The 10,006-nt window shown below is 72.2% G+C and carries 13 protein-coding genes and 1 pseudogene; 10 read left to right on the top strand and 4 right to left on the bottom strand.

The window, feature by feature from the left end:
• Positions 1-33: 33 nt before the first annotated feature.
• The 4 genes from ACFVIM_RS28630 to ACFVIM_RS28645 all read right to left on the bottom strand — a co-directional run bounded on the left by ACFVIM_RS28630 (position 34) and on the right by ACFVIM_RS28645 (position 1,674).
• Positions 34-231 carry a DUF397 domain-containing protein gene (locus tag ACFVIM_RS28630; protein ID WP_384307180.1) on the bottom strand — a complete coding sequence of 66 codons (198 nt, stop codon included), beginning with the start codon at positions 229-231 and terminating at the stop codon, positions 34-36.
• Positions 231-425: a DUF397 domain-containing protein gene (locus tag ACFVIM_RS28635; protein WP_384307183.1), complete on the bottom strand. Its 195-nt coding sequence runs from the start codon at positions 423-425 to the stop codon at positions 231-233. Before ACFVIM_RS28635 ends, ACFVIM_RS28630 begins: the two co-directional genes overlap by 1 nt.
• A 212-nt stretch (positions 426-637) precedes the next feature.
• Positions 638-835: a DUF397 domain-containing protein gene (locus ACFVIM_RS28640; protein WP_384307186.1), complete on the bottom strand. Its 198-nt coding sequence runs from the start codon at positions 833-835 to the stop codon at positions 638-640.
• Entirely contained in the window at positions 832-1,674 is an 843-nt protein-coding gene (locus ACFVIM_RS28645) for a helix-turn-helix domain-containing protein (protein WP_384307188.1), read from the bottom strand. The genes ACFVIM_RS28640 and ACFVIM_RS28645 overlap by 4 nt, the downstream gene beginning before the upstream one ends.
• 174 nt (positions 1,675-1,848) lie before the next feature.
• Here ACFVIM_RS28645 and ACFVIM_RS28650 point away from each other — a divergent pair, with 174 nt between their 5' ends.
• From ACFVIM_RS28650 to ACFVIM_RS28695, 10 genes and pseudogenes are all read left to right on the top strand, one after another.
• Positions 1,849-2,058, top strand: coding sequence for a hypothetical protein (locus tag ACFVIM_RS28650; RefSeq protein WP_384307191.1), 210 nt, complete (start codon positions 1,849-1,851; stop codon positions 2,056-2,058).
• A complete protein-coding gene (locus tag ACFVIM_RS28655; protein WP_384307193.1) occupies positions 2,055-2,513 on the top strand; it encodes a hypothetical protein in 459 nt (152 codons plus the stop codon). Before ACFVIM_RS28650 ends, ACFVIM_RS28655 begins: the two co-directional genes overlap by 4 nt.
• Positions 2,491-2,703, top strand: coding sequence for a hypothetical protein (locus ACFVIM_RS28660; RefSeq protein WP_384307196.1), 213 nt, complete (start codon positions 2,491-2,493; stop codon positions 2,701-2,703). The genes ACFVIM_RS28655 and ACFVIM_RS28660 overlap by 23 nt, the downstream gene beginning before the upstream one ends.
• Complete coding sequence (locus ACFVIM_RS28665) at positions 2,700-2,870, top strand: hypothetical protein (RefSeq protein WP_384307199.1); 171 nt, start codon at positions 2,700-2,702, stop codon at positions 2,868-2,870. The genes ACFVIM_RS28660 and ACFVIM_RS28665 overlap by 4 nt, the downstream gene beginning before the upstream one ends.
• 229 nt (positions 2,871-3,099) lie before the next feature.
• On the top strand, positions 3,100-4,320 hold the full coding sequence (gene argJ, locus ACFVIM_RS28670; protein WP_384307201.1) for a bifunctional glutamate N-acetyltransferase/amino-acid acetyltransferase ArgJ: 1,221 nt from the start codon (positions 3,100-3,102) through the stop codon (positions 4,318-4,320).
• A 379-nt stretch (positions 4,321-4,699) separates the two neighbouring features.
• On the top strand, positions 4,700-5,653 hold the full coding sequence (locus ACFVIM_RS28675; protein ID WP_384307204.1) for an ABC transporter ATP-binding protein: 954 nt from the start codon (positions 4,700-4,702) through the stop codon (positions 5,651-5,653).
• The gene (locus ACFVIM_RS28680) at positions 5,650-6,396 is read left to right on the top strand and encodes an ABC transporter permease (RefSeq protein WP_384307207.1); all 747 of its coding nucleotides are present in this window, start codon (positions 5,650-5,652) and stop codon (positions 6,394-6,396) included. Before ACFVIM_RS28675 ends, ACFVIM_RS28680 begins: the two co-directional genes overlap by 4 nt.
• A 416-nt stretch (positions 6,397-6,812) precedes the next feature.
• Positions 6,813-7,883 (top strand): annotated as a pseudogene (locus ACFVIM_RS28685) (sensor histidine kinase); the annotation flags it as partial.
• 313 nt (positions 7,884-8,196) lie between these two features.
• Positions 8,197-8,835, top strand: coding sequence for a response regulator transcription factor (locus ACFVIM_RS28690; protein ID WP_384307209.1), 639 nt, complete (start codon positions 8,197-8,199; stop codon positions 8,833-8,835).
• Positions 8,836-9,385: 550 nt separating this feature from the next.
• A complete protein-coding gene (locus ACFVIM_RS28695) occupies positions 9,386-9,955 on the top strand; it encodes a snapalysin family zinc-dependent metalloprotease (protein WP_384307212.1) in 570 nt (189 codons plus the stop codon).
• Positions 9,956-10,006 lie beyond the last annotated feature (51 nt).

Below are 10,006 nucleotides of genomic sequence, written 5' to 3' on the forward strand. Positions count from 1 at the left end.
CGGCTGGAGGAGGCGGGACCATCGGCATATCCGCTACGGGAGGGCCGACGCACGGGCCAGGGCCACCAGACCCGACCACGCCTGGGGCGAGACGGTCAGGACCGGGCCGGTGGGGCGCTTGCTGTCACGGACGGGGACGGATCCCGTGGCGGCGGCGTGCGCGGGGGCCCACTCGACACAGTTGCCACCGTTGTCGCTGTAGCTCGACTTGACCCACTGCGGCTCGCTCATCACATGTGCTCCTTCCGGGCGAGCGCCACCAGGCCGGACCAGGCTCGCGGGGAGAGCGTGAGTACCGGGCCGGTCGGGCACTTGCTGTCACGCACCGGAACGAACCCCGTGGCAGCGGCCTGCGCGGGCGCCCACTCGACGCAGTCGCCACCGTTGTCGCTGTAACTCGACCTGACCCACTGCGAACTTCTCATCGCGCGTGCTCCTTCACGATCGCGTGCATGAGTCACAGAGAGCGCGGCCCCGCCCTCGCCTCGTCGTCCAGCCGGTCGAAGACCGCCCCTCCAGGATCCGCCGCATCTCGCCACAGGCAACAGCCACCTGCCAGAAGCAGCCACTTCCAGAAACGACGGAGCCCCGCACTCCCACACCACGGTGGGGCGTACGAGGCTCCCCCGTTGTCGAACTAGACGTCCGCGCTCCGGGCGAGCGCCACCAGGCCTGACCACGCTTGCGGCGAGACCACGAGCACCGGGCCGGTGGGACGCTTGCTGTCACGGACGGGGACTGATCCCGTGACAGCGGCGTGCGCGGGAGCCCACTCGATGCACTCCCCGCCCTGGCCGTCGCTGTAACTGGACTTGACCCATTGCAGACTTCTCATCGCACGTGCTCCTTCATGATCGAGTGCATGAGTCGCAGGGAGCGCGGCTCTGACTCCGCCGCCATACGCAGCCGGTCGAAGATCGCTCCCCACTGGGTGACAACCGTGGGGGAATCGTTCACGTACCCCTGCCCTGTGGTCTCCGAGTACAGGATCCGCCCCACCTCGTCGTGCGTCAGCAGGATAAAGGGCAGTCCAGCGGCGGGCGCCCCCGCTTCGAAGGGGAGCACCTGCACCGTGATGTGCGGGCGTTCCGCCGCGAGGAGAAGGTGCTCAAGCTGTCGGACCATCACGGCAGGGTCACCGACGACCGTGCGGAGTGCGGCCTCATGGATGATCGCCCAGAGCAGGGGCGGATCCTGTCGGTCCAGGACCTTGTGGCGCCGCATGCGCGCCTCCACACGCGACGTGATCTGGCTTTCCGACGCTCGCGGATGTGCCGCACGGAAGACGGCACGGGCGTAGTCCGGTGTCTGCAACAGCCCTGCCACGAACGAGTTGGTGTAGCCGCAGAGCTCGGTTGCCTCACGCTCCAAAGCGACGTACCGGCGGAACCAGCCCGGATGCTCCATGTCGATGACACGACTCCGCATGCGCGTATAAACGCCGGGGGTGCCAAAGATCCTGTCACACGCCTCGACAAACTGTTCGGAGGGGAACCGCGTTCCGGATTCCACCCGTGACACATAACTCCGCTCCACCGCGCAGTGCACAGCAAGTGTCGCCTGCGTGAGAGCGGCATGGTCGCGGGCGCACTTGATCTCCCGCCCTAACCACGCGCCTGCCTCCTCCGGCGTCTCCCCTACTTCCTCGTCTACTTCTCGAATCTCTTCGCTCATGCGTCCTATTCCTCCGGTGCCAATGCCTTTGGCACACGATTCTGCCTAGAACTCAGGCCTTGGGAGGCGCAAACCTAAGTTCACAGACAAGCGCGAGAAAACCCCTCGCATTGAAGGACGTCTCATGAACTCTCACATTCCCAAGTGCCCGCATCTCACTGTGGACTTCCAGCCGTGACCCGCCTCTGGCTCTGGCTCACCCTCGCCCTCGGCTCCGCCGAGAACCGACTCGGGCTCGGGTTCGAACTGTTACGGCTGCGCTGGGACGGCGCCTGCGTGGACGAGTGGAGCCGCGATCTGGCGGCCGAAGCGCGGCAGGCGCGGCTGGAGGCCGAGTTGGAGCGGCTGTTGCTGCCCGGGCCGGAGGAGGGCGGGCCGTCATGAACCCGTCGCCGATCGCTTTCGTCTCGTATCTCTGTTACGTCCTGGCGGAGGGCCCGGTGTACCGCAGCGGGGTCGTTCTGCCGTACACCGTCGCCATCTCGCGGACCGAGTCACCGGATGCCGCGTTGCGGTGGCTTCAGCTTCAGGCGGTGCGGATCGCGGATCTGCTGGATCCGGATCCGCGTGTCTCGCCGTGGGTGACCGCGTCCATGCGGCAGGGCCGGGTTCCGGTGCCCGACGCTCCGACCGAGATACGGGTGTGGTCCAGCGCGCCGGAGGAGGAGCGGGCGGCCCGGGACCGGCTCGCGCGGGGCGTGGCGGTGTCCGTGGTGATCCCGGACGGCCCGGACCGCTACACCTTCGCCATCCACCCCCAGCCGCACGCGTCCCTGCCCCAGCGACAGCAGCACTGCCATCACGAGGAGATGTCACGTGAGTGCCAGCACCGCCCGTGACCAGGCCCTTGCGGCCCGGGACACGGTGATCACCCGCTACCGCGACGACGGCGAGACCCTCAAAGCCCTGGCCGCCGAGTACCGCGTCAGCGACGCATGGCTCAAGAAACAGCTCACCCGCTGGGGCGTGCCGGTACGCGGCGTACGCGAAGCCCGCATCCACCGCGCCCAGCAAAGGAAACCCCAATGACCAGCCCAGACGCACCCGAACCCGACGCCTGCCCCACCTGCCACGCCCTCACCACCACCGAACGCCAGGCACGCGCCGCCCACGACCACTCCCGCGCCACCGACTACCGCGTCCTCCTCCGCCGCCACCTCGACACCACCCACCCGGCCCGGCCATTCACTCCGTAACCCACCCACACACGCCGGTGCGCCACCCTTCCGTCACGCGCACCGGCCCGACGGCACCAGCCACCCCGCGCGCACCCTGCCCGCGCGGCGGGGGTGCCGTCACCGCCCCGCCCGCGCGTCTCCCCCGTGACGCCGGGCGGGGCACCCCATTCCGTAGCGAAGGGCGGGGCGGGCGATCACCACCCTCCCACCATGGACAGCCCCCACCTCCCCTGTAAACATATTCCGCATGACTCATACTCATGCATCCACGGAAGAGATCGACCCCACCACCCTGACCTGGCCGACCGGCTTCACCGCGTACACCGGGCACGGCGGACTGCGCGACCAGGGCGACGACATCTCCATCGTCGTCTCGGACCGGCCCGCCACCAGCGCCGCGATGTTCACCCAGAGCCTCTTCGCGGGCCCGGCCGTACTCCTCAGCCGGGCCCATGCCGCGCAACAACAGCTGCGCGCCGTGACGACGATCGCGAAGAACGCCAATGTCGCCACCGGGCGCCAGGGTGAGAAGGACGCCGCCGAGGTCGTGCGCCGGGTCGCCGGGATCGTCGGCATCCCGGACGACGAGGTACTCATCGGCTCCACCGGAGTGATCGGGCGCCCCCTCCCGATGGAGCCCATCCGCGCGCACCTCGACGGGACCGCCGCACGCGGTCTCGCGGCGTTCACGGCCGGGCCGCTGGATGTGGCGCGCGCGATGATGACCACCGACACCCGGCCGAAGACGGCCGTACGGAGGGTGGGGCGGGCCAGTGTTGTCGGCGTCGCGAAGGGCGTCGGCATGCTGGAGCCCGATATGGCCACGATGCTGGCGTATGTGTTCACCGACGCGGAACTCACCCCGGCCGACCTGGACGGGGCGCTGCGCGCGGCGGTGGACCGTACGTTCAACTGTCTGAGCGTGGACACGGACACCTCCACCTCCGACACGGTGGCGGTGATCGCCAACGGCGCGGCGGGGCCGGTCGATGTGACGGAGTTCGCCGCCGCGCTCGCCGATCTCTGTCTGGACCTCACGCGGCAGTTGGCCGCCGACGGCGAGGGCGCCACCAAGCTGCTGAACGTCACCGTCGCGGGGGCGCGTGACCGCGCGCAGGCCAAGCGGGTCGCCAAGAGCGTGGTGAACTCACCGCTGGTGAAGACGGCCGTGCACGGCGCGGACCCCAACTGGGGCCGGGTGGTGATGGCCATCGGCAAGAACACGCATCACCCGGAGGACACCGCCATCACCCCGGACTCGGTCACCGTGAGCTTCGGTGATGTCGAGGTGTATCCGGAGCCCGCCGGGACGCCCGCCGCCGACACGCTCGACCGGCTGGCCGACGCGATGCGCCGGGACGAGGTCGACATCCTGATCACCCTCGGCACGGGGAGCGCGGAGGCGACGGTCTACGGGTGCGATCTGACGGCCGAGTACGTCCGTGTGAACGCCGACTACACGACCTGACCGGGTCGGTCCGCGTACGGCGAGAAGCGGCCGGGCGCACGGCGAGGGGCCGCAGGGCGGACGGCGAGGCGCGGCCGGGCGGGGAAGGACCGCCGGGCGGACGGCGAGGCGCGGCCGGGCGGGGAAGGACCGCCGGGCGGACGGCGAGGCGCGGCCGGGCGGGGAAGGACCGCCGGGCGGACGGCGAGGCGCGGCCGGGCGGGGAGGGGCACGGGCTCGGCCGCCAAGCCCGGGGGCGGGGCCCGGCCCTTCGCCCACCCCGGACCCACCCCGGCCCCTTCGCCGGGCCCGGCCCCGCGCCCGGCTAGGACATTTGTCCTAGCGAAGCGGGGACATGTGCTTCTACCTGCGGGCGAACCCCTGTTCGTACCGTCGAGGCATGACACAGACCACATCGACGGAACTCGCCGTATCGCTCACCGGCGCCGTCAAGGCGTACGGATCGGTGCGCGCCGTGGACGGCCTGGACCTCAGCATCCCCCGGGGGGAGACGGTCGCCCTGCTCGGCCGCAACGGCGCGGGCAAGTCGACCGCGATCAGCCTGATGCTGGGGCTGAACGAGCCGGACGGCGGGCAGGCGCTGCTCTTCGGACGGCCGCCGGGCGAGACGGTCAGGCAGGGGCGGGTCGGGGCGATGCTCCAGGACGGGCGGGCGATATCGCGGGTCACCGTCCGCGAGTTGGTGACGTTCATCGCGACGGCGTATCCGGAGCCGCTGCCCGTCGACGAGGCCCTCGAACTCGCGGGGTTGACCGAGCTGGCCGAACGCCGGGTGGACCGGCTCTCCGGCGGGCAGGTGCAGCGGACCCGGTTCGCGGTCGCACTCGCCGGGAACCCGGAACTGATCATGCTGGACGAGCCCACGGCGGCACTGGACGTGGAGGCGCGCCACGCGTTCTGGCACTCCATGCGGATGTACGCGGCCCGGGGCAACACGGTCCTGTTCTCCACCCACTATCTGGAGGAGGCGGATGACAACGCCGACCGGATCGTGGTCATCGACCGGGGCCGGCTGGTGGCCGAGGGCAGCGGCGAGGAGCTGCGGCGGGCGGCGGGCGGCACGGTCGTCTCCTTCGACCTGCGGGGCCGGGGCAGCGAGGGCCTCGGGCAGCTGCCGGGGGTGACGTCGGTGGAGATCCACGGCGACCGGGCCCGGCTCAGCAGCGACGACTCGGACGCGACGGTGCGGGCACTGGCCCGCGCGGACGCGATCCATGGTCTCCAGGTGACGGCGGTCTCGCTGGACGACGCGTTCTTGACCCTGACCTCCCGGCTGGAGCCCGCCGGTTCCGCCCGGGCCGCCTCGTCTCCCCGACTGGAGCGCACCCGATGAGCATGACCGCGAACGCGACGACCATGGCCTACGCCCGGCTGGAGATCACCCGCTCCCTGCGCGACACGGGCTTCGTCGTCTTCGGCATCGGACTGCCGGTGCTGATGTATCTGCTGCTGACCAATGTCGGCGGCACCCGGGGCGTGGACGGCTGGCGGACGGTGTCGATGGTCGGCATGGCGGCCTACGCGGCGCTGGGCGCCGCGCTGTCGACGGGCACGGGAGTGGCCGAGGACCGGTCCACGGGCTGGCTGCGCCAGCTGAGCATCACGCCGATGCGGCCGGGCCAGGTCGTGCTCGGGCGGGCGATCACCGGTTCGGTGGTGGTGCTGCCCGCGATCGTGGTGGTGCTGGCGGCGGGCGCCCTGGCCAACGGGGTGCGGCTGGACGCCTGGCAGTGGGTCTCGGTCGCCGTGCTGCTGTGGCTGGGCGCGCTGCCCTTCACCCTGCTCGGCATAGGCAACGGCTACCGGCTCTCGGCGCAGACCACCGGCGTGGTCAACACCGCGCTGAGCCTGGGACTCGCGGTCATCGGCGGGCTGTGGTTCCCGGTCCAGATGTTCCCGGACTGGCTGGCGACGATCTGCGAGTACACCCCGGCCCATCTCTTCGCCGAACTGGGCTGGTCCGTGGCGGACGGCAACGCGCCGAGCGCGCTGACGCTGGTGCTGGTCCTGGTCTGGGCGGCATTCTGCGCCTGGTACGCGGCGTTCTCGTACCGTCAGCACGCGAAGGCGGCGTGACGGACACGACGGGCACGGACACGGCGGAGCCGCTCTGGCGGAACCGCCGTGCCGCGACCACCGTGACGGACCTGCCGTGACGGGCGCGACGAGGACGGCGTGATGGGCGCGGACACCGCGCGATGAGCACGACGGGAGCGGCGATGACCGACAGGGCACGCGGGCCGTGGCCCCGGCGAGACCGGGAGAAGCGGCAGCGCACGCACGAGGGGCGCGGGCAACAGGACCACGCGGCACAGCCGCGGGCGGAATCGCGGCTGACGAGAGACGCGGTGGGGGCCGGGCGCCCCGAGAACCCGGCGAGGCGGGTCACGGGACCGGCGGGGATCGGACGGGCCGACACCCCACCGGGCGGCCCCCACCGTCCCCGGCTGCGACGGCTGGCCGAGGAACTCGGCGCGCCCAGCGGCTTCGCCATGCTCCCCTGGCTGCTGCTCGGCCTCGGCGCACTCGCCAACCTGCTGCGCGGCGACACCGCCAACCCCTGGATCGGCGGACTCGGCCTGCTGGCCTTCAACACCCTCTACATACTGCTGGTCTTCCGCTCCTTCGACACCACCAACCGGGACTCCCCCGCCACCGTGTGGCTGCTCGCGGCGCTCTCCGTGATCGCCTTCGGGCTCGCGGGCGGCTACGGCGGCACCTGGCTGCTGCTGCTCCCGCTGGTGGGTCTGGCGGCGGGGCTGGCGCTGCGCGGGACGCGGGGCCGGGTGGTGCTGGCGGGGCTGGCGCTCGCCGGGGGCCTGGTCTCGCTGAGCGAGGAGGGCTGGTTCGCGATCGGCGTCGCCTACGGCACGCTCATCTCAGGTCTGGTGACCTCCACCCTGCTCGCCCTCAGCGAGACCGTGGGCGAACTCCGCGAGACCCGCCAGGAACTGGCGCGGGCGGCGGTGGAGCGGGAGCGGCTGCGCTTCTCCCGCGATCTGCACGATCTGCTCGGCCACACCCTGTCCGTGATCGTGGTCAAGTCGGAGGCGGCCCGTCGGCTGGCGGTACGGGACGTGGACGCGGCGCTGGCGCAGGTGACCGACATCGAGTCGATCGGCCGCCAGGCGCTGACGGAGATCCGGGAGGCGGTGACGGGCTATCGGGAGGGCACGCTGGCCACGGAGCTGGACCGGGCCCGCTCGGTTCTGTCGGCGGCCACGATCACCCCGGTCGTCCGGCAGTCGGGGCCGCCGCTGGAGCCGTCGGCGGCGGCGCTGCTGGGCTGGGTGGTACGCGAGGCGGTGACCAATGTCGTCCGCCACAGCTCGGCGGTGACCTGTGAGATCACCGTGACCGGCGGGACCGAGCGGGTGTCGCTGACCATCGCCGACGACGGTGTCGGCCCCGCGCCCGAGGAACCGGGCGAGGAGGCCGTCCGCCGGATCGGCGGTACGGGACTGACGGGCCTGTCCGAGCGGCTCGCGGCGGCGGGCGGGTCGCTGACGACGGGACCGGGCGCGCGGGGCGGCTTCCAGGTCCGCGCGGAACTCCCGGTGGACCAGCGGGAACTGGACCCGCACGACCACAGGACCACCCCCCGCGACCGCACGGCGGCGGACGCCCGGGCGGCCACGGCGGTCTCCCGGCAGGACGGCCCGGCGGCTCCCGGGCCGCAGGTCCCAGATGCGGGGGCGCTCCCCCGGACTCCGCCGGTGGGACCGCCTCCCGGGCCGCAGGGCCCGGAGGTGGAGGTACCGCCCGGGCCGCCAGACCCAGCCCCAGACCCAGCCCCAGGCCGAGGCCCAGGGGGAGGACAGCTCAGTGGTCCGGCGGGAGCGCGGCCCGGCGGGGAAGGGCCCGTACGCTGACGCCATGGTCACCATCGATGACCGCCACAGGGGCGGTGCCGTAAGGGTCCTGCTGGCGGAGGACCAGGGCATGATGCGCGGTGCGCTGGCGCTGCTGCTGGGACTTGAGGAGGACATCGAGGTCGTCGCCCAGGTCGGCCGGGGCGACGAGGTCACCGCGAAGGCGCTGGAGACCCGGCCTGACGTCGCCCTGCTGGATATCGAGATGCCGGGCCGCAGCGGGCTGGACGCGGCGGCGGAGCTGCGGGACGAGGTGCCCGGCTGCCGGGTGCTGATCCTGACGACCTTCGGCCGGCCGGGATATCTGCGGCGCGCGATGGAGGCCGGGGCCGCCGGGTTCCTGGTGAAGGACGGGCCGGTGGAGGAGTTGGCGGAGGCGATCCGCCGGGTGCTGACGGGCGAGACGGTGATCGACCCGGCCCTCGCCGCCGCCGCGCTCAGCGCGGGCCCGAGCCCGCTGACCGCGCGGGAGCGGGATGTACTCAACGCGGCCGTGGACGGCGCGACCGTCGCCGACATCGCGGGCGGGCTGTGTCTGTCCGAGTCGACGGTGCGCAACTACCTCTCGTCGGCGATCGGCAAGACGGGCACCCGCAACCGCATGGAGGCGGCCCGCGCGGCCCGCCGCCAGGGCTGGCTCTGAGCGGGGCCGACTCCGCGCGGCCGTGTGACGGGGCCACGGCCCGCCCAGAGTGCTGGTGCCGCCGGTACCGGCCGCACCGCTCGTACGGTCTGGACCGGCCGCCCCGCCGCCCGCCCGTACCGCTCAGCCCGTACCGCTCGTACCGCCCGTATCCGACGGCCAGTGCGGCGCGTACCGCGCCGTACGCGAGTGCCGATAGGGCGCGCTGACAGGTCGTGAGATGAGCCGACACGGGCGGGCGGGGCGGCGGAAGGGGCGGCCCCGGTTGTCTCCCCGGATGAGTACCGGGGTCTTGACCTGAGTTGCCACCGGTAACAAGCTTCTCCACGCCCCGTGTGGAGCTCGGCCGGAGAGGTGGGCACTCCGGCCGTACGCGCGGTCGTGCGCCCGTACGGGCTCGTACGCTCCCGTACGGTTTCACGGCGCGCTCCGCCAGGGCAGGCAAGGAACGGACGTCAGGACACACGCTCCACCGCTGTCGCCGCCGGGGTCATGGCGGCGGCAGGACAGGAAACGCCGTGCACCCCACCCCCACCCTCAGGAGACCTCCTTGTCCTCAGGAACGCACCGCCGCGCACTCACCGCCGCCCTGATCGGAACCGTCCTCGCGGTGGTCGCCCCGGCCACCGCCGTGGCCGCGCCCGCCCCCGACGCCGCCGTGGCGCCGACCGTACGGACCCTGACCTATGACGCCACCCTCTCCGCCGAGTTCCGGTCGGCGGTGGACCAGGGCGCGGCCGTCTGGAACCAGAGCGTCGTCAATGTCCAGCTGCGCCCGGTGACACCGGGGCAGCGGGCCGATATCCGGGTGATCGCCGACAACGGCTGGCCCCGTGCCATCCCGACCAGCCTCGGCAAGGGCACCTGGTACATGGGCCGGCAGGCCGTCACCCAGGGCTACAACACCATCCGGATCTCGTCCCATGAGTTCGGCCATCTGCTGGGTCTGCCGGACCGCAAGCCCGGCCCCTGCTCCAGCCTGATGTCCGGCTCCACGGGCGGGGTCAGCTGCACCAACGCCTATCCGAACGCGGGCGAGAAGAACGAGGTCGAGTGGTACTTCCGTGGCCTCTCGCGGGCGCGGGGCGCGGTCCCGGCGGGTGTTCTGATCAAGGACTAGCCTCACCGGGCCCATGACCGGCGACCGGCCAAGTGGTCCGGGTCGCCGGTC

This window comes from Streptomyces sp. NPDC057638 (genome assembly GCF_042800315.1).
In the GTDB taxonomy this organism is placed as follows: Bacteria; Actinomycetota; Actinomycetes; order Streptomycetales; family Streptomycetaceae; genus Streptomyces.